The organism is Flavobacterium riviphilum (assembly GCF_055231795.1).
This window is the reverse complement of record NZ_JBUYSY010000005.1, coordinates 22,002-45,514: the sequence shown is the minus strand read 5'-3', so window position 1 is coordinate 45,514 and position 23,513 is coordinate 22,002. Positions and strand designations below refer to the sequence as shown.

Sequence of the window (23,513 nt, the reverse complement as noted above, 5' to 3'; positions counted from 1 at the left end):
AACCATAGAATTTACATTATGAAACAATTATTTGATGAAGTATCTTTTAAGTGCAGTAAATTAGTAACCCAAAATTATAGCACTTCTTTTTCAACTGCCGTTTACATGTTAGCACCCAGCATCCGTAGAGACATTTACAATATCTATGGTTTTGTGCGCTTTGCCGATGAAATAGTGGATTCTTTTCATGGCTATGACAAAGAAAAATTGATTCATGAATTTGAAACCGCTTATTATCAAGCGTATCAGGACGGCATTAGTTTGAATCCAATTCTCAATGCTTTTCAAGTAACAGTCAAAGAAAATAACATTTCTGACGATTTGATTCAAGCTTTCTTGAAAAGTATGAAACTTGATTTGGTAAAATCAGACTATCAAACCCAATCCGAGTATCAAGAATACATCTACGGTTCTGCTGATGTCGTGGGGTTAATGTGTTTAAAAGTCTTTGTAAAAGGCGACGAAGAAAAGTATAACGCTCTCAAAGATGAGGCGATGCGCTTAGGTTCTGCTTTTCAAAAAGTGAATTTTTTACGTGATTTAAAAGATGATAATTTGGTGCTGAATCGCAACTATTTCCCAGGGGTGGATTTACGTTCTTTTGATGAAAAATCAAAAAAAATGATTATTGACGAAATCAAAGAAGATTTTAATGTAGCACGTCAAGGGATCAAAAAATTACCACTAGAAGCAAAGTTTGGAGTGTTTACCGCTTATGTGTATTATAAAAAATTGCTTCGAAAACTCGAAAATACACCCTGCCATAAAATTGGCACATCAAGAATTCGAGTGTCCAATTATTCAAAAGCAGGTTTATTAGCGCAATCGTTTGTGACGTACAAACTCCGAATGGTTTAATTTACTACTCAAAATTAATTTGTCTTATGCTATATTTTTCTATTTTTTTAGGGGTTTTTCTTTTTATGGAATGTGTTACATGGTGTACACATAAATATGTGATGCACGGTTTTATGTGGTATTTTCATGCCGATCACCACCAACCCAAATATGCTCACATGTTCGAACGCAACGATATTTTCTTTGTCATCTTTGCCATTCCAAGCATAGTACTTTTTTATTATGGCGTAGAGGGCGGTCTCAATTACAAATTTTTCATCGGTCTAGGCATACTTTTTTATGGCATTTGCTACTTTTTAATTCACGATGTTTTAATTCATCAGCGTTTCAAATGGTTCAAATACACCAATAATAAGTATTTAATTGGTTTACGTAAGGCTCATAAAGTGCATCACAAGCATTTAGGCAAAGAACATGGAGAGTGTTTCGGCATGCTCTTCGTTCCATTCAAGTATTATAAAATATAGATTTGTTTGGGCGTGCCCCCCGATTCAAGTTTTTTTTTCAATCATAATAATTTTTTCGGGGGTCGGGTCATCCATTCCCGCTTTTTTAATTTTTTTATAGCCTAGGGTTTAAACCCTAAACTATAAAAAAATTAAAAAGAGCTCCATTACTACCCCTCACGCAGGAAATCAACATCATTTATAGCACACATTATGAAAGTATATAAATTAGAAACCGTACAATATATCAATGCGACTCTAGATGAATGTTGGGATTTTTTCTCTAGTCCCCAAAATCTTCAAAAAATCACGCCCTTAGATATGGGTTTTCAAATCGTAGATTTTGATGGTCGTAAAGCATATCCTGGGCAAGTCATACAGTACAAGGTTTCTCCTTTACTCGGAATAAAATTAAGTTGGATGACCATCATCACAGCGGTAAAAGACAAAATCTATTTTATAGATGAACAGCGTTTTGGCCCCTATACTTTATGGCACCACAAACATTTTTTTGAAGAAACGGAAAACGGAATCAAAATGACCGATGTAGTACATTATGCGTTGCCCCTTGGTTTTTTGGGACGCATTATGAATACGCTTGTGGTTCAAGAGAAACTCCATACGATTTTTTCATACAGAGAGAAAGCTGTAGACGCAATTTTTAATAAAAAGTAATGCAACCCTCCGTTGTTTCTATATTTTGGTTCCGTCGCGATTTGCGGTTAGAAGATAATTTAGGCTTGTACCAGGCGTTGCAAAGTGGCTATCCAGTGCTTCCTATTTTTATTTTTGATGACGCCATTTTGGAACATTTGCCCAAAGACGATGCTAGAGTCACTTTTATCTATGAATCACTATCGAAAATCAATCAACAGTTAGCCGAATTTGGGAGTTCTCTTTTAGTAAAAAAAGGAAAAACTAACGAAGTTTGGCAACAATTAATAACCGAATTTGAGATCAAAGCAGTTTTTTTCAATAAAGATTACGAACCCTATGCCATAAACAGAGACCAACAGATTACCCACTTGTTAGATAAAAATGGCGTAACAGTTCAGGCATTCAAAGACCAAGTCATATTTGAAGAAACCGAAATCATCAAAGCCGACAGTTTGCCTTACACCGTTTACACGCCCTATAAAAACAAATGGCTAGAAAAATACAAAACGATAGCACCCGTTGCGGAGCACGATACGAGCGTTTTTTCAGAAAATTGGTTGACTAGTGCCTTCGTATTTCCTTCCTTGTCTGCTATTGGTTTTGAAACGAGTACCATCAAAGTCAAACCCCACAATTTGACTAAAATTGCAAATTATCACGAAACCCGCGATTTTCCTGCTTTAGATACGACTTCTTATCTATCGCCTCATTTGCGTTTTGGGACAGTTAGTATCAGAAAATTAGTGAATTGGGCCGCACGTAAGAATGACGTTTTCTTGAGCGAACTCATTTGGAGAGAATTTTTTATGCAAATTTTGTATCATTTCCCTAAAGTTGTCCAACACAATTTCAAATCTGCCTACGACGGTATACAATGGCGTCAAGATGAAGCCGATTTTCAACGCTGGTGTTCCGGAACCACGGGTTACCCAATGGTAGATGCGGGTATGCGTGAATTGAATGCTACGGGTTATATGCACAATCGCGTGCGTATGGTGGTGGCTAGTTTCTTGTGCAAACATTTGTTATTGCCTTGGCAATGGGGCGAAGCCTATTTCGCTCAAAAACTTTTAGACTATGATTTGTCTGCCAATGTGGGCAATTGGCAATGGGCAGCTGGTACAGGCTGTGATGCCGCTCCTTATTTTAGGGTATTTAACCCTGATATTCAATTGCAAAAATTTGACGCCAAAGGCCACTACATCCGAAAATGGATCCCTGAATTTGATTTAGGTTACGGCGCACCCATGGTGGACCACGCAATGGCAAGAGATCGTGCCATCGCTACGTACAAAGCAGGAATATTAAAGTAAAATATTATTCTAAACTTAGAAAAATCTTTTTATTATTTTCCATTCAGAGCTGTAATAATTATTATTTACAGACTTACCTTCGGCATTAAAACTTGTGAATACTAATCGTCTTATATCTTCATAAATGTTGTTTGGTAAAATTTTGTATTCAATATTTTCAGCCGTTTGATAAACAACTTTGTATCCTTGTAAATGTAAAAGTTCTCTGTTTGAAATGTTTTCAGTTTTATGAGCTTTAAAAACTGTTTCTATACCTCGCTTTATTTTTAAAGCAATTATGGCATCTTCTTCAATCAATTTAAGATAAATAATGTTAGCTTTTGGATTTTTACCATTTGAATAATGATAGTCCATTCTCTTTTCTAGTATAGAACTTACATAAACTTTGTTTATATGTCCATTGTCATAGCATTGAAGAAGAAACCCATTTTTAAATTTTTCTTTGATAGGTAATGAAAATAAACTTTTTTCATCTGGACGCTCTTGTATTTTGTATGTGTTATCACTGAAAAGATTAAAGTAGCAAAGAACTTTACTATCATAAGAAAATAGATCTAGCTGATCTGCTTCTTCCAAATCTTCTTCCAAATAATCAATGAATGATCTGTGTTTATAGTTTTTTGAATTTTCATTAGATATGACAGAGGAATTGGGTAAATGAACCTTTTCATCTAAAAAATCAATGTATGATTTATGTTTTGGCAAAACATATTCAGGTATTTCTTCATTATTGTTAAACTCAATTTTATCGATAAATACTTCATTTAACTCAATTGTTTTATCAATAACTGTTTTATTATCTGTTTTCGTGTTTTTGTCAATAAAATCTATAATTTTTTGCATTTCATCTTGTGGACTTCTTTTGAATGCTGAATAAAGTACACGATATACTTTCCATCCAACACGTTCTAGAAACTCTTGTCTTTCAATATCGTAAGCTACATCTTCAGGTAGTGAATGGAAAGGGTCTCCATCACATTCAATTGCAATCATTTTTCCGTTGTTATGAACAACTAAATCTAATTTAAAGTTGACCCAACTTTCGGTATTAGTTCTTGGATTATAAAATGTTTCATTTTCTTTTACTTTGTATTGAGGTTCTATATAGCTATACCCTCTTTCAATGAGTCCTTTTGCAATATCACATTCAAACCAGCTGTCAAATGGTTCAGGCACATTGTGTCGGTATCTTTCAATATTATTGTTGTCAATTTGTAATTGAGAGATTGGTTTTGCTTCATCTTTGAAGAAACTTAATATTTTATTTCTAAAGTCATTTGTTTGTAAATTGTTATGCTCAACTGAATGAAATAAAATCATTTGTTCTTTCGCCCGACTTAATGCTACATTAATTTTTTTAAATTCATCTTGGTCACTTATAATTGCTCGTGGTTTGGCATTTTGATTTTCTTTCAATTTTTGAAAATCTAATGCTACTCCAAGAGAAACAATCATTACATCTCTTTCATCTCCTTGAAATTTTGGAGAATCTTCTATGATAAGTTTATGCTTATCTATTTTTTCCTTTCCAAATTCATTGGCTAAATCTTCCTTTATATCTTTTAACTTTTCAGTATGTTTTGTCAATCCTAAACTTACAACACCAATCGATTTATTAGCGTATTGGTCTTCTTTTAGTATTCGTTGTAAAAACTTTTTGATTTCATCAATCTCTTTGTAAACAATTTTGTCCTCGGTAAAAGCATCTTTTACTAGAAATGCTTCTTTCGGATTTAATCTATTTGAATTAATCTGTTTTAGAGGTCTTAATGAATTATCGTAAAACTCTCTCTTTGAAAATTCAATGATTTCAGGAACACATCTAAAATGTTCTCTAAGAGTTAAGTTAGAAGTTCCTGCAACCATTTTTGAAAGCATAAACAAGCTGTTATCACTTTTTATGTGAATTGCATTAGCTCCTAAAAACTTGAGATGTTTATTTTTAATTGATTCAAAATCGTTTCCATCAGCTCCTGTAAGACTACTTGGAGATGTTTGTTTGTCGTCTCCAACAATTATCATATTCTCCGCATAATAGCTTAAGATAAGACTGTTAAAGTCTAATTGACTTGCTTCATCAACAATAACGCAATCAAAAATTTCAGGTTCACTTCCTACCGAATTTAAAACATCATTAAATTTCATTACCCAACAAGATAACCTCTTGCTAATATCAATACTATTCTTACGTGTTAGAATTTGATATTGAGTTTGATTACGAATTTTTCTAACACTTTGAGATAAATTGTATTTATATTCTTCTAGCAAATTTATAAAAACATCAATTTCATTACTGTCAAATTTGCTTTTAAAGTTTGACTTTGCTAGGTCAAATAAAATATTGCATTTTACTTGGAATATTTTTTTGTTGATAAATGATAATTCTTCTTTACATTTTTGTAAATCAATAAATTCGTTTTCTTTAATGAACCTATTGGCAGAAGCATATTCAAAATTTTCTTTTGAAATATAATGATTAGGAATATTTTCAAGTGAATCAAAAGTATTCGGAAGTAAATCTCTCAAATACTTTTTTAAGCCGAGAAATCTTTGTTCTATTTCAAGTTTTTTACCTATCTCTAAAAACTTATTTTTTAACAACTCAAAATTTTCGGCATCATCAATTTTTTTAACAGGTAAAAACTTTGAGAAGTCATTTTTTAATGAAGATTGTTCAATTATTGAATCAATGTTTTTTAATACTTCAAGTTTCTCAATTAATTGATAATTTATTCTTCCTAACTTATCAATGTCGTCTTTAAATGATATTGCTTTTTTTGATAAATTGTCTATGTCAAACAAATTGATTTGAGTGTGTTCTGAAAAATTAATAAAGTCCGCATTGAATTGAATTTTAGAAACAACTTCCTTGTTTGTTTCTACCTTCTTTAAAACTTCATTTAAAACCAAGCTCTTTTCATACAGATTGGAGTTGTCGTCATAAGAAAACGAAAAACCATTCTGTTTTAAGAAAGTAAAATTTTTACTGATGATAATTAGGTTTTCAATTGCCGATTTTAATTGTAATATTTCGGTTTTAGTATTACACTTTTTACTGTTAACTGTAAATTGCTCTAAATATGAAACTTTTTTGAAATTAGAATTGGTAAGCTTTGTTAAAAGCCCAGCTTTACCATTTTCAGCAAATGACAAGTAAGTTTCAATGTCTAAAAGATATTTTGTGCCATTTTCAGTGAGATTACTAAACGATTTATTGATCGTAATATTTTCTTGAGTAAACCTATTATTTATTTGATTCTGTAGATTCTCTAATTCCTTGATGTTTTTGAGAACGATATCCGAGTTAGAAAATTCATTTGCAACTTTTGCAATATTTTCTAACTTAATGTTTAACACTTTATCTTTGGAATGCTCATTTAATCCCAAATAATTTAATTGCTTGATGTATTGCTCTTGTATAGATATGAAATTTTTAAAATCAAAACTTTCTAAATTTTTCAATATTGATGAAATGTCAATATTTATTGAATTATTATACCGAATTTCTGTTCCAATTAATTGTTTATATTTTAAAATCTCACTTTTAGTAACTTCAAAATTAGATATGACTTCATTTGATAATTCATCTTGAATCCAATTCCATTCTTCTGATTCTTTCAATTCAAATTTTTCAACAATTTGATAAGCTCTTAAATTTTCAAATGAATCATTGATTTTGATATGAGTATATTCTTTTTCAAGAGCCCGAATAATTTCCGATTTTAATTTTACATATTCAGCTTTTAAATTGTCTAACTCTTCAATTTTTGTCTCAACATTTAAATAAAAGTTGTCCGAAAGAATTTTTGAAATATTGCCAATACTTTTTTCTAAAGAAAACCGATTTTGATTGGTTTCCAATTGAATTTTTGTAAAAATCAAATCATCAAAAGTTTCAGGAATTTTATCAAGTAAAGATTCTAAAGCCTTATCTGTTTGAGCTGTAACAAGTACTCTTTTTCCCTGTGCTAACAGAGAGCAAAGTATATTTACAATTGTATGTGATTTTCCTGTTCCTGGAGGTCCTGTTACAACCGTCAATCTGTTTTTTAAATAATTTTCATAAATCTGTTTTTGTTCTTTATTGAATGGAAGTGGGAAAAAAACTGAAAAATCTTCTTCTCCATTTAGGTTTTTGGCTTTAGATTTATGGTTTTCAAAAAGTTCATCTATAAAATAATTGGGTTTTGTGTAAGAATTACTCCCTATTGATTGAGGATTTCTTACTAAAAGATTAAATAGTTTTGCTTCTATTTCATTCTCATCATTGTACTTTATAATTGAATCAGTTAATTTTTCAAAGAAACGTGGTTTACGTTGTTTAATATTGATTGCAGGAGAATAGAATATTTTAAAATAGTCTTCTCTAAAATAATCCTTTATAGGTTTATTAATAGTATTTTCAAATTCAGTATTACTTGAGATTTTTTGAATTGCTTTCTCAATTAAATCTTTAAAATCATCTTCATATACATATTCAAACCCATAAATATTAATTCGTTCCTCGAATCTGTCTATAATATTTGATAGAACTTTTTTTTCAATTGGTATATTGTTTAAAAAGAAAAAATCAACATAAGGGTTTTCTATGTCTGAAAAGGAAATATTAATTACGTTTTCAGAATCTATATCAATAGATAGTGGAAAATGAAATAAATGCTGATTTATCTTAGATAAATTTCCTTTGCTATTAGTTCTTGAATACTGTATTAGTCCGATACTCAAACTAATTTCAATATTTGAGTCATTTTTAATATCGTTATATGCTCTATATAGTTTTGAATATAATTCTTTGTTTTTTTTAAAATTGTTGAGTTTTTCTATTTCAATTTTTCCTTCGATTGAATTTTTAAAATTTTCAAGCTCAAAATTAGCCTCATCGATACTTTCAAATTTGTTTTTGAAATCATCAAAAATTATTACTCCTTGAAAGCTTTTAGGTATTTTTATATTTGGTTTATAGGGTTTTGTTAGAGAAAAAATTAAATTTCTTTTGAGTAAATTATTAGAAAAAATAGTAACCAAATTTGATTCGCAAATTCCTTCTTTAATTAATCTTTCAACTTCATCAATCCAAATAAAGTTATCAGATACTGTTGAGTTAAAAACATCTTTAATTCCTCTTTCAAGTAGTTTTTTGTAATCTTTTAAGAATGATAGGTATTGATTAAGAACACTCATTTATATAAATTATACGATTTCCTCAAATTTACATTTTTGTTTTTTATTTCTGTTCTATCTTTAAAATAAAATTTATTCAATTTATTATTAATTAATAGATGATAATACTATTGCAAGAGATCGTGCCATCGCTACGTACAAAGCAGGAATTTTAAAGTAAACAGTTGTATATTTTGTACTTTTACAAAAAATTACAGAAATGAAACTTTTTATCAAAAATATGGTGTGCCAGCGTTGTATTATGGTGGTGCAATCCGAGTTGGAAAAGATTGGTTTTAAGCCGCTTTCAATTGCTCTTGGAGAAGTAGTTTTTGAAAGGGAACTTTCTGTAAACGACCAAGAGCGTGTAGCTGAAACACTTCATAAGGTTGGTTTTGAAATCATCGAAGACCAAAAAAAGCAAGGGGTTGAAAAAGTAAAAACCTTGATTATTGATTTGGTTCAAAATCAAAATTCGGCACTCAAAAACACTCTTTCTGACTATTTGAGCACCCAATTGGATTGTGATTATAAATCCATTACTACTTTGTTTACTGAACTCGAGGGGACCACAATTGAGAAATATTTCATCGCACAAAAGATTGAAAAAGTAAAAGAGTTATTAGTGTACAACGAATTGACTTTGAGTGAAATTGCCTTTCGGTTACAGTATTCAAGTGTGGCCCATTTGAGCAATCAATTCAAAAGTGTAACAGGATTAACACCGAGTTATTTCAAAAATCTTCGTACCGAACGACGGATTCCTTTAGATCAAGTGTAAGCAAAGTCTTGATAGTTCAAGATCCGAAATTGTTGTAATTCTTTAGGATAATTGTGTAATACTTCACATTTAGATTGCCTCTAATTTTGTACTGTAATTTAAAACAGTTCCTTATGAGTACCACAGTAAAGAAACAAATTCCTGTTTTACAAATGGGATGTGCGTCTTGCGCCAATAGAATCGCTACTACGGTTCAAGCATTAAACGGTGTAGTTTCAGCCGAAGTTAATTATGCTTCTGCGCTACTTTCTCTTGAGTTTTCCCCCAAAGTCATTACCCTATCCGAAGTGCAAAAAGCTGTACAGGAGTCAGGCTATGATTTGTTTATTGAGGAGGAAACTAGCGACACCCAAACGCTAGCGGAGCTGCAAGAAAAAAATGTTACGGCTTTAAAAAACAAAACCATTTGGGCTATACTATTGGCTTTGCCTATTGTAATTATCGGTATGTTTTTTATGGAAATGCCCTATGCCAACGAAATTATGTGGGTGTTAGCAACTCCCATTGTTTTTGGTTTAGGAAACCGTTTTTTTATTAATGCATGGAAGCAAGCGCGTCATCGTACGGCCAATATGGATACTTTAGTGGCACTGAGTACTGGAGTTGCATATATTTTTAGTGTTTTCAATACATTGTTCCCTGACTATTGGCATCAAAAAGGATTGCACGGACACGTCTATTTTGAAGCGGCTGCCGTGGTGATAGCCTTTATCTTATTGGGCAAATGGTTGGAAGAAAAAGCTAAATCCAATACTTCTACCGCCATTAAAAAGTTAATGGCTTTGCAACCGAATACGGTCACTTTGTGGCTAGACAATGAGCAGCAAAAAGTAATTCCCATTACTCAAGTCAAAGTTGGAGATCGACTGCTAGTAAAACCCGGCGAGCGTATTGCTGTTGACGGTATTGTAATTAGTGGCGATTCTTATGTGGATGAAAGTATGTTAAGCGGAGAACCCATTCCCGTTCTCAAAATGACAAACGAAAAAGTTTGGGCTGGTACGTTGAACCAAAAAGGTAGTTTGGTTTTTCGTGCGGTTCAAGTGGGATCTGAAACGCTTTTAGCTCATATTATCAAAACAGTACAAGAAGCTCAGGGAAGCAAAGCACCAGTCCAAAAAAAGGTTGATTTCATCGCTAGTATTTTTGTGCCTGTGGTTATGGCAATTGCTGTATTAGCCTTTGTTTTGTGGTGGACTTTAGGGGGTGAAAATGGATTTACCCAAGGAATTATGGCTTTGGTCACTGTTTTGGTGATTGCTTGTCCTTGCGCCTTGGGATTAGCAACTCCAACAGCCATTATGGTTGGCGTAGGAAAAGGTGCCGAAAACGGAATCCTTATCAAAGATGCCTTGAGTTTAGAATTGGCACAAAAGATAGACACCATCGTACTAGATAAAACAGGTACCATCACCGAAGGAAAACCCAAAGTTACGGATGAATTGTGGAGTAGTACCGATCCTCAGTTGCGTTCTATTTTGTTGAGTATAGAATCGCAATCCGAGCATCCTTTGGCGGAAGCTGTAGTTCGTTTTTTACAGGGAGTTCCAACGGTTGCTATATCGAATTTCGTAAGTGTTACTGGCCAAGGCGTTCGCGCCAAAGTAGGAGGTGAGGAGTATTTTGTAGGGAATCCCTCTTTTTTAAAAGCCAACCAAATCGAAATAAGCGCAGACTTTTTTCAAAAGACTACCATTTGGGAAACCGAAGCCAAAACCGTGATTGGGTTAGCCAACTCGACTAGCGTTTTAGCCCTCTTGGCCATTTCGGATGCGGTAAAACCAACTTCTGTGGCTGCGATTAGGGAGTTGCAACAGATGGGGGTCGAAGTCTATATGCTAACGGGCGATGCTGAAAAAGCCGCACAAGCGATGGCTACACAAACGGGAATTAGTCATTACCAAGGCGGAGTTTTACCCCAACAAAAAGCCGATTTCATCAAGGAATTACAAGCTCAAGGCAAAACAGTGGCCATGGTGGGCGATGGAATTAACGACAGCACCGCATTGGCCCAAGCCGATGTTAGTATTGCTATGGGGAAAGGAAGCGCTATAGCCATGGATGTGGCCAATATGACGCTAATGACCTCCGATTTACATAAGATTCCACAAGCGATTCGCTTGTCTAAAGCTACTGTGGCTACGATACACCAAAATTTATTTTGGGCCTTTATTTACAATGAGATTGGGATTCCAATCGCAGCAGGTATTTTATTTCCGTTCAATGGCTTTTTACTCAACCCGATGCTCGCGGGTGCAGCTATGGCACTCAGTAGCCTAAGTGTAGTAAGCAACAGTTTACGATTGAAATTGAAAAAGTTGTAGGTGCAGTAAATTTTTTAAAAAATAAATTCCAAATACCAAGAGTACTGTTACTATTGGGAATTTGGAATTTAAAATTTAAACAGGCATGCTTAAGTGGAAATTGTAATCCATCGAGATATCTTTAGATGATCTCACCATTTTCCAAAGAAAGAAGAAATATCAAAATAATAATTTACTTCTTCGCCTTTTTCATTTTTAAGGCTTAATTTGTCGTACGGTTTATTGTTATTGTATAATAAGGCTTGACCCAAAAGTTTACAATTAATGCAATTCTTTTTTACATACTGGTATTCTTCTGGAACACTTTTCACTTTGATAGCATTGGCTATAGATAAACCATCTGTTGTAATTGGACTAGAATTTTCATTTACTCTTTTGTCTATAAAAGTATAATTAGGTTCATTAAATTCCATAGCAGTTTTTACCATTTCAAATTTTACTTCTTGATTATTTAAAACAGTATAGTTGTAAACATCAGTTTTTCCTGAATTTTCATGTATTTCATGAAATTTGTTTCCTTGTACCCACCATTTACCTGATTCTGTAAATTCTTCAACTTCATTTTGATTGGTAGTTTTGAACAAAAGTGTAAAGGTACCATCTTCCTTACGTGTCATTTTCCATTCTTTTTTTATTCCTTTTACTTGTTGGTCAGTTTCAGATCCTTCCCAGACACCAACTAAATTGGGATCAATTCTTTTGTCAACTTGTTTGGTTAGGGAGGAGCATGAGCTTACTATTAAAGCAATAAGTAGTATTAATTGTTGAAGTTTAAAGATGTTTTTCATGTTATAATAGTATTTGATTGAAAATTTTGAATAGTTATGTATAATCGTTTTAGTAACTAAAATTACTATTTTTTTTGTAAAAAAAGGTGTATTTTAATTTTATTAAAGTTGACCAAGTAGGGGCTAAATAATCTAGTTTAAGAAATGAGAAAACCATTGAAATGGCACTATAATAGTAAAAGCTTTTATAAAATATTTTAGAGGAAGAGATACCTTTCGCTACCAATAAAAAAATCCAAATTCCAAGAGTGCTGCTACTATTTGGAATTTGGAATATATGAAGTGAGAAATATTGTGTGTCTTGCGCCTAAAACTAATCCAAGTTTAGGCCTGAGGACTTATTTTTTTGAGGTTAGATCAAAATTGAAATTTGTATTCAAAATGATACCATTGTTGTTTTGAAATACATTTTTACCATTGATTTGTCTGCCCAATTGTACGGTTTGATTGAGATAGCCGCCTTCAACTCGCACATTTTTATTGAACCGATAGCCCAATAGTACCCCAATTCTGTTTTGGTCAAAAACATTGGCGTTTACATTTTCTCCAAAACCAATGAAAAGCTCATCATAAAGGGCGACATATGGTGTTTTGTCTTTGATTTCTTGTCCTTTCAACGGCATTTGAAGTCGAACCATATATCGGAATCGGTTCAAACGAGGAAAAGCATCTTCTGAAGTACTTGTGATAGCGTTGTATTTGCCCACAAAGCGTTGTTCGAGCATGAAACGGTGCGAAAAGTCTATGTTGCCCTCTTTGTGAGAAAGTTGCACCATTTCAAAAATTCTATGCTCCGTAAAGTCTTTTCCCATTCCGTTTAGAGGAAATTCTCCATAAGGAAAAGTTTCAATCCATCCGTATCCAAGTCGGAACTGTACTCTTGGGTTCAGATTGTAATTGACTCCCACTCGCAAAAGGCTCTGCTGCCAATTGGTGATGTATTGGTCTCGACGCCATTGGTACTCGGTGTGTATGCCAACTTTTTCGGATACTTTAAAAGTGCCAAAATAATTGTACCATCCAATGTTGTTGTGCGTATTGATTCGGTTATTTTGCGCAAAGGAAAATTGTAAACTGATCAATAAAATTAGCGTTAAAAATAATTTATTAGTGTTTTTCATGAGTAATCTTGTTTTGAAATTCGTTATTTATTGCTGTAACCCCTTGGTTTTGTTTGTGCTAGAGGTTAGCTGTTTTTTAATGGGTTTGTAACAAAAATAAGCCTTGTAGTTGCATTTGCAAAACCATTTGCTAACCAAAATATTTATTCTATTTGTGTCATTCAGACTTTGTGCGATATCCATTCGTTTTTTGTTGATTTATTCTTAAACATGTATAAAAAAAAGCATGATGAACAATTTTTATTGACTAAAATCAAAAAAAAAAATCCAAAATCCATAATGCAATACGCAATGGATTTTGGATCATCTTCCAAAACTTTTGGGGATGTAAAATGTAATTTTAATAGCTTATATTTTCACCATCTTTTGGGATGAAAACTTTATCTTTTACTCCCAATTGGTCAATTTCATATTGAAGTTGTTTTCTTGTAGTAGGGCAATGATTGACAGCTTCCAAATGATTGGCCAAGACTTTATGAGGTGCTGTTTTGACAAATTTCAAAATCTCTTCCATACGCATCAAAAGGGGCTGAAAGAGGTCTAATTGGGCGCTGCCAGCGGCAACAACAGCTATTTTGGGTTGTAATTCGGTGAGTGCTCGGTGAACATCGGGGGTGTAAACGGTATCGGCGCTCAAATACAAAGAAGGCGCTCTAGTAAATTCGATGTAATATCCCATGACATGCCCCATAGGTTTAGCAATAAAACCATAGCCATGTACGGCAGGAATTCCTTGAATGGTTCCTCCTAAAAACGCTGAGGTTTTCCAATATTCAACGGTTTGGGTTACGTTAAGTCCTCTCTTCTTTAACGCTGATTGGTCTTTACTGCTACAAATGATAGGAATTTGTTTGGTTCTCAAAAAATCCTCACCGGCTTTGTCTAAATGATCAGGATGCAAATGCGTAATCAAACAATGCGTGGTTTGGGATACGATGTCCATTGCATTTTGCGGCAAATCTACAATTGGATTTCGAAGGGGTTTGAATCGAAACAACGTAAATGTCGGCCCGGCTGTTCCTTTTTTCCCCAACATAGGATCAACCAAAATTACTTGGTTGTTCACTTCTATACATAGTGTAGCATTTCGCAAGTGGTGGATTTTCATAGTAGTGTAGTTTTTAGTAAAACAATACTATAAAATTGCAAAATGTTTTGGAGTTGTAAATTGACTGAAATCAATAAATTACAGTCGTTTTTTAATTCGGCTTAAGGTCTCGGGTTGAATCCCTAAGTAAGAAGCCAAGTGGTATTGCGGAATATGTTGAATCCAATTGGATTTGGTTTTTACCAATTCGCTATAAAGTTCTTCTGCTGTACTTTTGAAAAAATTGAATTCCTCAGTCTCTTTTTTTTGAATTAAATCTTGAAAAATAGATTCAATAAAATGGGCGCCACAAGGGTATTTTTGAATCAAGGCTTGGCATTTTTCTTTGGACAGGCTTCGGATGGTCACTTCGGTTAGACTTTCTTGATTTCTTTTGGTGGGCTGCTCTTTAGTAAAAGAAAAGAAATCTGTAATGAACTCAGGTTCTGTGTGAAAATTAATATTTTTTTCTTTTTGGGTTGAGGTATAATATTCTCTCACATGGCCATGATCAAGAAAACGGAGTTCTGAATCTACTTTATCGTTCATTAAAAGTATTGTTCCTTTGGGAAAGGTTTTTGAAGTAAACGAGGCGACAAATTCTTCTAATCCTTCTTGGTTAAAAGGGAATTTGGAACTAAAAAAGTGAATCAATTGATCAGTCTTGGCTATGAACTAGTTTATTTGGAACGTTTGAAGGAAATCAATAGTGTGTTGTTTTTTAATGAATTAGAATAAAATTACAAATTTTGTTCTAAACTCCATTGGTGGTAAAAACTATTAATTTGCTTTTCGATACCTATAGTTGTACTACGACCGTGACCTGGGTGGACCAACACATGATCAGGGAGGGAATTAATAAGGTTTACAATGGTTTTTTTCAAAGTGTTTAAATCTCCCGTTGGCCGATCCCATTTTCCAACACTTGCTTCAAAAAGCGTGTCGCCTGCATACAAATCATGACCAATCAAGTAACACACACTACCAATGGTATGTCCAGGAGTGAGTAGTACTTGTATCGTTTCGTTTCCAATGCTCAGGGTGCTTTTTTCATTGATGCAAATGATTTCTAAATTGGCCAAATTATATTGCGGTTTTTTACCAAAGAAATCAAAACCATTTTTGGCGGTGTCTATTAAAATTTCGTATTCTTTTTCGTGAACATAAATGGGAACCGGAAAACAATCCAAAGCTTCGATATGGTCTATATGAGCATGCGTGAGTAAAATACCTATTACGGTATACCCTTTTTGTGCAATGTAGTTTTGTATGATTTCTTTTTGGTAGCCTGGATCAATAATAAAGCATTCCATATTTCTTTCCAAAACATAACAATTCATCGGAATTTCTCCGTCAAGCATAAGTTTTTGTATAGGATACATAGCGCTAACAATAAATGTTTTACAAATTTAGGGTTTTGGTAGCGGAAGGTTCTTGATTGAAATCAATAAAAAATTCCAAATCCCAAATGATTGATCAGCACTTGGAATTTGGAATTTTAGATTTAGTTTTTTTGAATGTCTTACTCTCGTTTGCGTTGAGAAATAAAGTACACAGGAATTCCAGCCAGCATAATTAGTACTCCCCAACCGCAAGTGGAGAATTTAGTAAACAAAAGCGCAATGCATATAGCCGTTGCCATAACGATGTATAAGCCCGGTAAAAAAGGATAGCCAAACGCTTTGTAAGGACGTTCGACATCGGGCATTTTTTTGCGTAAAATAAAAATACCATAGATGGTCAAAATATAAAAAATCAGTACAATAATGATGACAAAATCCAACAAATCACCATATTTACCGGTCAAACACAAGGCCGAAGCCCAAATACATTGTGCCCAAAGCGCCCATCCAGGAACACTTTTTTCGTTTAATTGCGCGGCTTTTTTAAAGAACAAACCATCTTTGGCCATGGTATAATACACTCGCGATCCGGCCATAATCAAACCATTGTTACAAGCAAAAGTCGAAATCATAATCATTACAGCGATGATTACCGTACCCCATTCTCCAAAAGTATATTGTGATGCTACAACAGCCACTCTGTCCGATTTGGCCGTAGCGATTTCTTGCAATGGGATTACAGCCAGAAACATCAAATTGGTCAAAACATAAATGATGGTAACGGTGAAAGTGCCTAAAAATAAACTCAATCCTACATTGCGTTTCGGGTTCTTTAATTCGGCAGCAATAAAAGTCACACCGTTCCAAGCATCACTCGAAAATAATGAACCCACCATAGCCATTGAAATACCACTTAATAGTGCGAGACCTGAAATGGATTTCCATTCGCCACTGGCCACATCCAAAGATTTGGTATTCCAAGTATCCGCCCAGTTTTGATTCCAAATTTCTGATTTGGCAGCCAGTAGAAAGCCAAAAATGATCAACCCAAAAAGCGATAAAATTTTAATTATGGTCAATACGGTTTGCAAAGTTTTGCTGTCTTTTACCCCACGACTATTGAGATATGTTAAGAATATAATAGTGATAATGGACACAATTTGTGCTGCATTGAGTTGAAAACTCCCCATCTCCAGCAAAATATTTTCGTCACTCCAGGCAGGAATCAAATAAGCCGCAAACTTAGAAAAACCAACACCCACCGCAGCAATGGTTCCGGTTTGAATAACCCCAAAAAAACTCCAGCCATACAAAAAGGCTATTAATTTGTTATAGGCTTCTTTCAAATACACATATTGACCGCCTGCTTTGGGCATCATAGCACTCAATTCGCCATAACTTACAGCAGCAATCATGGTGATAAGTCCCGAAATTAACCAAATCACTGTCAGCCAGGCAGCGGAGCCTACTTGTCGGGCAATATCGGCACTTACAATAAAAATTCCAGATCCTATCATGGATCCTACCACTAGCATAGTCCCGTCTAATAGGCCGAGTTCACGTTTAAAATCTTCGGGTTGGTTGTCTTTGATCATAGTTGTAATTAATTTCTGTTTGTGTAAATGTAGTTTTAAAAATATAAAAAATCAGATAGGTGAAGGTTGGTGGTTTTACTTCCTGAAATTTGATATTCAATTAGATTATTGAGGGGTAATTACTTGTTAGTGTGCTATTATTTTAGGGCCTTGGCTAAGGCTTGTGGGTCCAATTGATTCTCCCATCTCGCGATGACAATTGTTGCTACAGCATTGCCGATAAAATTGGTTAACGCTCTACATTCCGACATGAATTTGTCTATACCAAGAATTAAAGTCATCCCTACTACTGGAATATCTGGCACAACAGCCAAGGTAGCTGCCAAAGTAATAAAACCCGCTCCAGAAACACCAGCGGCTCCTTTCGAGCTTAACATGGCGACTAGTAATAACAGAATTTGTTTCTCTACAGGCAAATTTACATCGCAAGCTTGCGCAATGAATAAAGCAGCAAGTGTCATGTAAATATTGGTGCCATCTAAGTTAAAAGAGTAGCCCGTTGGGATTACCAAACCCACCACTTGTTTGGCACAGCCCGCTTTTTCTAATTTTTTCATGACAGTAGGTAGTGCTGATTCGGAAGAACTGGTACCCAATACTAAAAATAATTCTTCTTTGATGTAACGTAATAATTTAAAAATATTAAACTGGTTGTAATAGGCAACGAGACCTAGAATTACAAGTACAAAAAAGGCTGAAGTAAGATAAAAAGTAAGGACCAATCCAGCCAGTTGGTATAAAACAGCCAAACCAAATTTACCCACAGTAAATCCCATAGCTCCAAAAGCACCAATAGGAGCTAGTTTCATCAACAACTCCACAATTTTAAAAATAGGATGGGACAAAGCGTGTAAAAAGTCCAATACAGGTTTGCTTTTTTCACTTGTTAAGGTGATACCTATTCCAAACATTATTGAAACAAATAGGACTTGTAAAATACTATCGCCCGTGAGTGAACTCATGAGAGATTTGGGTATTATATCCAAAACAAAATTTGATAAATTGTGTTCTTTTGTGGCATCGATATAGTCTTGAATCGATTTTGGGTCTAAGGTTTTAGCATCGATATGCATGCCAGCACCTGGTTGAATGACATTGCTAACCACCATGCCAATGATTAAAGCCAAAGTCGAAAAGGTGATAAAGTAAACGAATGCTTTTGTAGTAATTCTACCCATTACTTTTAGATCGCCCATAGAGGCAATTCCAGTTGTAACCGTCACAAATATTACCGGGGCAATAATCATTTTGATTAAAGCAATGAACCCATCGCCTAAGACTTTTAAATGAATGGCTTTTTCAGGAGCATAGTGTCCTAATAAAATCCCGATTAAAATAGCTATGAGAACTTGAAAATACAAGGCTTTATACCAAGGTTTGGGTAAGGTAGTCGTGGAATGAACTTCAAAAGACATAGGGTTGCAATGGTTTTAGTTGGCTAAAGATATACTTTTTTGCCAAATTAACTCTTTTTTGAACCAAAACTAGTAGTGTCTAATCCTTTGTTAGACTGAATTTTTACTAATTGATTAATTATATTCTCGACCCTAAGTCATAATAAAACCCCATGCTAAAAGTAGTTTTGGACATGAGGTTTTTCACGGTTTTTTTCAACAATCAACCTTTATTTATGAATACAATCTCGCAATGCTGTTTCTAAGTTTTTAAATTGAAAACGAAATCCAGTGGCTAGTATTTTATTACTCGAAACTCTTCGCCCGGTGAGTACTAAAAGTGCCATTTCTCCTAAAACCGATTTTAAAAAGAACTCGGGTACTCTTGGCAACCAAACGGAATAACCCAATATACCTGCTAAAGTTTTGGTGAAAGAGGTGTTGGTGGTACTGTCTTCGATCACCGCGTTATATGGGCCTTCCAATGCTTCGTTTTCTAGGGCTTCAATATACATAGCGCACAAATCGTGTAGATGAATCCATGGCATGTATTGAGTGCCTTTGCCTAATATAGCAGCGAAACCTCTACGAAAAGAGGGGAGTATTTTATGTAAAAAACCCGCATCTTTCCCTATTACCAATCCAGTTCTGATTTTTACGGTTCGAATACCTAATGCCCCAATTGCATCGGCAGAAGCTTCCCATTCTTGGCAAACTTTGCCTAAGAAATCATTGGCCGCAGGGGTGTCTTCCGTGCAAATGCCTTCGCCATTCAAGGCACCATAAATTCCAATGCCAGAGGCACAAATGAATGCTTTTATTTGGGAAGGATTTTGCTGTAAGGCTGCTGCAATCAATGCGGTAGATTGTACTCTACTATCCAAAATGGCTTGTTTATGCTTGTTGGTCCATCGTTGCGCAATTGATTCGCCGGCTAAGTGAATGATATAGTCTGAGTTTTCAATAGCTTTTGGATCCAGCATTTTAGAAGCAATATCCCATTTGTAATAGGTGATTTTGTCTGTGTTCTCTTTTGGATTTCTAGTCAAAATCCCTACCGAGTATCCTTTTCTAATTAAAAAACTAGTCAAATACTTGCCTATAAAACCAGTGCCTCCAGTAAGTAATACTCTTTTATTCATGTCTTTTATTTGGTGTCAAAATTATTTGTATCAAATTTAGGATTATTTTTTGTTTAACTTTATTAATATTAAGTTAAACAATTGTATCTTTGTTTTCAATATAAAACACTCATTATCATGGCAACTAAAAAAAACGAGCTTACCAAAGCACATTTGATCTCACTTTATATGGCATATGTCCTTGAGCATAATGAAAAACCAAAATCAGTTTATCAGTTTGCCAAAGACCATGATTTTACGGAATCAGCATTTTATAAAATCTTTGGTACCATTGATAGTATTGATGATGCAATTTTTCAACAGTTTTTTGAGATGACCCTAGAACTGTTGGAAAAGAACCCAGAATATCCTCATTATGACATGAGGTCAAAACTCTTAAGTTTTTATTTTACCGTATTCGAACTGTTTACGGCCAACCGAAGTTATGTATTATATGCGCTGCATCAACATAAAAATCAGTTAAAAAATGTGATGCTTTTGGCTGGATTTCGCCAAAAATTCAAAAAGTATATCTCGGAGATTACTACCGAAGAATGGAAAATTTCAATAGAAAAATTGCAAAATTTTAAAGAGAAAGCAACCAGCGAATCCTTGTGGATACAGTTTTTAGTAATCTTAAAGTTTTGGATGGAAGACCGTTCTGCTGGTTTTGAAAAAACCGATTTGCTGATTGAGAAGTCTATAAAAGCAGCATTTGAATTGATGCAAATCACTCCCATTGAGAGCTTGATGGATCTTGGGAAATTCCTTTTTAAAGAAAAAATACAACGACAAGCCTAATGAAAACAATAGATTATATCCCTACCTCGAAAATTGAGCGCGCTACTAAACTGGTGCAAACGGGTGCCAAAATTGGCGTAAACTATCTCAAATATTACGGAGAAAAAATGGTGAATGCTGATTTGAACCGAGACAAATTGAACGAAAACAATGCCGAAGATATATATGATGGGTTGAAAAGTTTGAAAGGCAGTGCCCTCAAAGTAGCCCAAATGTTGAGTATGGACAAAAATTTTCTGCCTCAGGCTTATGTAGAAAAATTTTCTCTTTCGCAATTTTCCGTTCCTCCGCTTTCGGCTCCTTTGGTACTCAAAACGTTTAAGAATAACTTTGGAAAAACGCCGTATGAGATTTTTGACGATTTCAATCCTATTTCGGTAAATGCAGCTAGTATTGGGCAGGTACATTTGGCTCATAAAAATGGCAAAAAACTAGCGGTAAAAATTCAATACCCTGGTGTAGCCAATAGTATTTCTTCGGACTTGGCTTTGGTTAAGCCTATAGCCATTCGAATGTTTAACCTTCAAGGAAACGATTCGGATAAATACTTTAAAGAGGTAGAAGATAAATTGATAGAAGAAACCAATTATCAGCTTGAATTACAACAAAGTCAGGCGGTGGTTGCAGCGTGTAGCAAGATTGAAAATTTACTTTTTCCGGAGTATTACCCAGATTTTTCAACCGATAAAATTCTTACCATGGACTGGATGTCAGGGCAGCATTTATCGGAGTTCACGGCTACCAATTTTGATGCAGACCTTGCCAATAAGCTAGGACAAGCGCTTTGGGATTTTTATATGTATCAAGTGCATGTGTTGCGAAAAGTGCATGCCGACCCGCATCCGGGCAATTTTTTAGTAAGTGATGATAATAAATTGATAGCTATCGATTTTGGTTGTATGAAAAGCATACCGAATGATTTTTACCTTCCTTATTTTGAATTGGTCAATCCTAAAATTCTCAATAGCAAACCTCTTTTTCATGAAAAGTTGTATCAATTGGAAATTTTAAGAAGCGATGATACACCCGAAGAAATTGATTATTTCTCGGCTATGTTTTATGATTTATTGTCCTTGTTTACTTTGCCTTTTCAAACAGACCATTTTGATTTTTCTAACGAAAAGTTCTTTAATGAAATAGCACAATTAGGTGAGCGATTTTCAAAGGATACTAATCTTAGAAAAATGAATGGTAATCGAGGATCTAAGCATTTTATCTATATGAATCGAACCTTTTTCGGATTGTATAATTTAATGTTTGATTTAAAAGCTAACATTGAAGTGAATCATTTTCAAAAATATATAAACCATTGAAAAAAGCACATTTGCCAACTAAGGTTTGTATAGTGTGTCAACGACCATTCGTATGGCGAAAAAAATGGGAAAGCGTTTGGGAAGAAGTTAAATATTGTAGTGAAAAATGCAAAAGAAACAAAAAGGAATCGTTTGGTTCAAAAATGATTTAAGAATTACTGATAACCCATCGTTGCAAAAGGCTGTGGCCGAGAACGACAGAGTTATTGGAGTGTATTGTTTTGAGCCTAAACTATTTCAAACTACTCGCTTTGGATTTAAAAAAACCGCACATTTTAGAGCACAATTTATTATCGATTCGGTAACGGAATTGCGTGATAATTTGACCAAAATAGGGATAACTCTTTTGGTATATTATGATGACCCGGCGAATGTTATTCCAAATTTAATTGATGCAACTGTTCCAACTACGGTTTATTATCAAAAAGAATGGACTAGTGAAGAAATTGAGGTTATTAAAGCAGTAATGGATAAGTGTGGTAAAACAGTTTCATTTATTTCGACCTATCATCAATTTTTATTCCCGCCAGAATTGATTCCTTTTTCGATAACGGAGATACCAGTAGTTTTTACTCAGTTTCGAAATACATGTGAAAAGAAAGCTTTGGTCCCTGTCATTAATAAGTTAGGTGTTATGCCCGAATCGAACAAATTAAATGTTTTAACTCAAATACCAACTCTTGAGACTCTGGGTTTTTTAGCTTTTGATGAAGATCAAAGAACAGCTTTCCCTTTTCGAGGAGGCGAAAATCAAGCATTAGATAGATTGGAACAATATCTATGGAAGACTAAAAAAATAAGTCAGTACAAACAAACGCGCAACGGATTAATAGGAACCGATTATAGCTCGAAATTTTCACCTTGGTTAGCCAACGGATGTTTGTCGCCAAAGACTATTTATTGGGAAATTAAACGCTATGAAAATGAAATTGAAGCCAATGAATCTACCTATTGGTTGCTATTTGAGTTGATTTGGAGGGATTACTTCAAATACCTTTCGTTGCGATATGGAAATGCCATTTTTAAATTAGAAGGCATTTTAAATAAAAACTACCATTGGTCAAAAGATAAAAAAGCCATACAACAATGGATTAATGGCTTTACATCTGAACCTTTTGTTAATGCAAATATGTTAGAATTACAGAAAACAGGTTGGATGAGTAATAGAGGGAGACAAAATGTAGCTTCTTATTTTGCCAAAACATTGCGTTTAGATTGGAGGATTGGTGCAGCTTATTTTGAGTCGTTTTTACTAGATTATGACGTTCACAGTAACTATGGAAACTGGATGTACCTTTCAGGGGTAGGCAACGACCCACGTGACCGAAAATTCAATGTGGCTCTACAAGCACAACAGTACGATAAAAATTCGAAGTTTCAACAAATGTGGTTAGATCAAAAATATTTTTAA

Annotated in this window: 19 protein-coding genes; 10 read left to right on the top strand and 9 right to left on the bottom strand. The window is 34.2% G+C overall.

The window, feature by feature from the left end:
- Positions 1 to 18 precede the first annotated feature (18 nt).
- From ACZIX2_RS07095 to ACZIX2_RS07080, 4 genes are all read left to right on the top strand, one after another.
- Positions 19 to 858 (top strand): phytoene/squalene synthase family protein, encoded by an 840-nt coding sequence (locus ACZIX2_RS07095; protein ID WP_463339396.1) that lies wholly within the window; start codon positions 19 to 21, stop codon positions 856 to 858.
- A 26-nt stretch (positions 859 to 884) separates the two neighbouring features.
- A complete protein-coding gene (locus ACZIX2_RS07090) occupies positions 885 to 1,325 on the top strand; it encodes a sterol desaturase family protein (RefSeq protein WP_463339395.1) in 441 nt (146 codons plus the stop codon).
- Between the two features lie 192 nt (positions 1,326 to 1,517).
- Positions 1,518 to 1,979 carry an SRPBCC family protein gene (locus tag ACZIX2_RS07085; RefSeq protein ID WP_463339394.1) on the top strand — a complete coding sequence of 154 codons (462 nt, stop codon included), beginning with the start codon at positions 1,518 to 1,520 and terminating at the stop codon, positions 1,977 to 1,979.
- On the top strand, positions 1,979 to 3,274 hold the full coding sequence (locus ACZIX2_RS07080; protein WP_463339393.1) for a cryptochrome/photolyase family protein: 1,296 nt from the start codon (positions 1,979 to 1,981) through the stop codon (positions 3,272 to 3,274). The genes ACZIX2_RS07085 and ACZIX2_RS07080 overlap by 1 nt, the downstream gene beginning before the upstream one ends.
- 15 nt (positions 3,275 to 3,289) lie before the next feature.
- On the opposite strand, the gene ACZIX2_RS07075 is transcribed toward ACZIX2_RS07080, so the two are convergent.
- Positions 3,290 to 8,455 (bottom strand): AAA domain-containing protein, encoded by a 5,166-nt coding sequence (locus ACZIX2_RS07075; protein WP_463339392.1) that lies wholly within the window; start codon positions 8,453 to 8,455, stop codon positions 3,290 to 3,292.
- A gap of 199 nt (positions 8,456 to 8,654) precedes the next feature.
- Between ACZIX2_RS07075 and ACZIX2_RS07070 the strand changes: the two genes are divergently transcribed.
- Both ACZIX2_RS07070 and ACZIX2_RS07065 read left to right on the top strand, forming a co-directional pair.
- Positions 8,655 to 9,215 carry a helix-turn-helix domain-containing protein gene (locus tag ACZIX2_RS07070; protein WP_463339391.1) on the top strand — a complete coding sequence of 187 codons (561 nt, stop codon included), beginning with the start codon at positions 8,655 to 8,657 and terminating at the stop codon, positions 9,213 to 9,215.
- 113 nt (positions 9,216 to 9,328) lie between these two features.
- A complete protein-coding gene (locus ACZIX2_RS07065) occupies positions 9,329 to 11,539 on the top strand; it encodes a heavy metal translocating P-type ATPase (RefSeq protein ID WP_463339390.1) in 2,211 nt (736 codons plus the stop codon).
- Positions 11,540 to 11,670: 131 nt separating this feature from the next.
- Here ACZIX2_RS07065 and ACZIX2_RS07060 read toward each other — a convergent pair whose 3' ends face one another.
- The 8 genes from ACZIX2_RS07060 to ACZIX2_RS07025 all read right to left on the bottom strand — a co-directional run bounded on the left by ACZIX2_RS07060 (position 11,671) and on the right by ACZIX2_RS07025 (position 20,009).
- Positions 11,671 to 12,327 carry a lipocalin family protein gene (locus tag ACZIX2_RS07060; protein WP_463339389.1) on the bottom strand — a complete coding sequence of 219 codons (657 nt, stop codon included), beginning with the start codon at positions 12,325 to 12,327 and terminating at the stop codon, positions 11,671 to 11,673.
- Between the two features lie 338 nt (positions 12,328 to 12,665).
- Complete coding sequence (locus tag ACZIX2_RS07055; protein WP_463339388.1) at positions 12,666 to 13,448, bottom strand: DUF2490 domain-containing protein; 783 nt, start codon at positions 13,446 to 13,448, stop codon at positions 12,666 to 12,668.
- A 340-nt stretch (positions 13,449 to 13,788) separates the two neighbouring features.
- A complete protein-coding gene (locus ACZIX2_RS07050; RefSeq protein WP_463339387.1) occupies positions 13,789 to 14,556 on the bottom strand; it encodes an MBL fold metallo-hydrolase in 768 nt (255 codons plus the stop codon).
- Positions 14,557 to 14,634: 78 nt separating this feature from the next.
- Positions 14,635 to 15,189, bottom strand: a complete 555-nt coding sequence (locus tag ACZIX2_RS07045; protein ID WP_463339386.1) for a Crp/Fnr family transcriptional regulator — start codon at positions 15,187 to 15,189, stop codon at positions 14,635 to 14,637.
- A gap of 86 nt (positions 15,190 to 15,275) precedes the next feature.
- Positions 15,276 to 15,896, bottom strand: coding sequence for an MBL fold metallo-hydrolase (locus ACZIX2_RS07040; protein ID WP_463339385.1), 621 nt, complete (start codon positions 15,894 to 15,896; stop codon positions 15,276 to 15,278).
- Between the two features lie 161 nt (positions 15,897 to 16,057).
- Complete coding sequence (locus ACZIX2_RS07035) at positions 16,058 to 17,473, bottom strand: APC family permease (protein WP_463339384.1); 1,416 nt, start codon at positions 17,471 to 17,473, stop codon at positions 16,058 to 16,060.
- A gap of 137 nt (positions 17,474 to 17,610) precedes the next feature.
- Positions 17,611 to 18,888 (bottom strand): C4-dicarboxylate transporter DctA, encoded by a 1,278-nt coding sequence (dctA, locus tag ACZIX2_RS07030; protein ID WP_463339383.1) that lies wholly within the window; start codon positions 18,886 to 18,888, stop codon positions 17,611 to 17,613.
- A gap of 209 nt (positions 18,889 to 19,097) precedes the next feature.
- Positions 19,098 to 20,009, bottom strand: coding sequence for a TIGR01777 family oxidoreductase (locus tag ACZIX2_RS07025; RefSeq protein ID WP_463339382.1), 912 nt, complete (start codon positions 20,007 to 20,009; stop codon positions 19,098 to 19,100).
- Between the two features lie 117 nt (positions 20,010 to 20,126).
- On the opposite strand from ACZIX2_RS07025, the gene ACZIX2_RS07020 reads away from it, so the two are divergent.
- The 4 genes from ACZIX2_RS07020 to ACZIX2_RS07005 are packed head-to-tail and all read left to right on the top strand — an operon-like array spanning position 20,127 to position 23,513.
- Complete coding sequence (locus ACZIX2_RS07020; protein ID WP_463339381.1) at positions 20,127 to 20,789, top strand: TetR family transcriptional regulator C-terminal domain-containing protein; 663 nt, start codon at positions 20,127 to 20,129, stop codon at positions 20,787 to 20,789.
- The gene (locus ACZIX2_RS07015) at positions 20,789 to 22,102 is read left to right on the top strand and encodes an ABC1 kinase family protein (RefSeq protein ID WP_463339380.1); all 1,314 of its coding nucleotides are present in this window, start codon (positions 20,789 to 20,791) and stop codon (positions 22,100 to 22,102) included. Before ACZIX2_RS07020 ends, ACZIX2_RS07015 begins: the two co-directional genes overlap by 1 nt.
- A complete protein-coding gene (locus ACZIX2_RS07010) occupies positions 22,099 to 22,254 on the top strand; it encodes a DUF2256 domain-containing protein (RefSeq protein WP_463339379.1) in 156 nt (51 codons plus the stop codon). Before ACZIX2_RS07015 ends, ACZIX2_RS07010 begins: the two co-directional genes overlap by 4 nt.
- Positions 22,209 to 23,513, top strand: a complete 1,305-nt coding sequence (locus ACZIX2_RS07005) for a DASH family cryptochrome (protein ID WP_463339378.1) — start codon at positions 22,209 to 22,211, stop codon at positions 23,511 to 23,513. Before ACZIX2_RS07010 ends, ACZIX2_RS07005 begins: the two co-directional genes overlap by 46 nt.

Bases quoted from the DNA above. Each gene is read 5' to 3' on its own strand.
- ACZIX2_RS07025 (WP_463339382.1), bottom strand. From the start codon at position 20,009: ATGAATAAAAGAGTATTACTTACTGGAGGCACTGGTTTTATAGGCAAG.
- ACZIX2_RS07035 (WP_463339384.1), bottom strand. From the start codon at position 17,473: ATGATCAAAGACAACCAACCCGAAGATTTTAAACGTGAACTCGGCCTA.
- ACZIX2_RS07070 (WP_463339391.1), top strand. From the start codon at position 8,655: ATGAAACTTTTTATCAAAAATATGGTGTGCCAGCGTTGTATTATGGTG.
- ACZIX2_RS07005 (WP_463339378.1), top strand. From the start codon at position 22,209: ATGCAAAAGAAACAAAAAGGAATCGTTTGGTTCAAAAATGATTTAAGA.
- ACZIX2_RS07065 (WP_463339390.1), top strand. From the start codon at position 9,329: ATGAGTACCACAGTAAAGAAACAAATTCCTGTTTTACAAATGGGATGT.
- dctA (WP_463339383.1), bottom strand. From the start codon at position 18,888: ATGTCTTTTGAAGTTCATTCCACGACTACCTTACCCAAACCTTGGTAT.
- ACZIX2_RS07090 (WP_463339395.1), top strand. From the start codon at position 885: ATGCTATATTTTTCTATTTTTTTAGGGGTTTTTCTTTTTATGGAATGT.
- ACZIX2_RS07015 (WP_463339380.1), top strand. From the start codon at position 20,789: ATGAAAACAATAGATTATATCCCTACCTCGAAAATTGAGCGCGCTACT.
- ACZIX2_RS07055 (WP_463339388.1), bottom strand. From the start codon at position 13,448: ATGAAAAACACTAATAAATTATTTTTAACGCTAATTTTATTGATCAGT.
- ACZIX2_RS07080 (WP_463339393.1), top strand. From the start codon at position 1,979: ATGCAACCCTCCGTTGTTTCTATATTTTGGTTCCGTCGCGATTTGCGG.
- ACZIX2_RS07040 (WP_463339385.1), bottom strand. From the start codon at position 15,896: ATGCTTGACGGAGAAATTCCGATGAATTGTTATGTTTTGGAAAGAAAT.
- ACZIX2_RS07075 (WP_463339392.1), bottom strand. From the start codon at position 8,455: ATGAGTGTTCTTAATCAATACCTATCATTCTTAAAAGATTACAAAAAA.
- ACZIX2_RS07050 (WP_463339387.1), bottom strand. From the start codon at position 14,556: ATGAAAATCCACCACTTGCGAAATGCTACACTATGTATAGAAGTGAAC.
- ACZIX2_RS07020 (WP_463339381.1), top strand. From the start codon at position 20,127: ATGGCAACTAAAAAAAACGAGCTTACCAAAGCACATTTGATCTCACTT.
- ACZIX2_RS07095 (WP_463339396.1), top strand. From the start codon at position 19: ATGAAACAATTATTTGATGAAGTATCTTTTAAGTGCAGTAAATTAGTA.
- ACZIX2_RS07085 (WP_463339394.1), top strand. From the start codon at position 1,518: ATGAAAGTATATAAATTAGAAACCGTACAATATATCAATGCGACTCTA.
- ACZIX2_RS07060 (WP_463339389.1), bottom strand. From the start codon at position 12,327: ATGAAAAACATCTTTAAACTTCAACAATTAATACTACTTATTGCTTTA.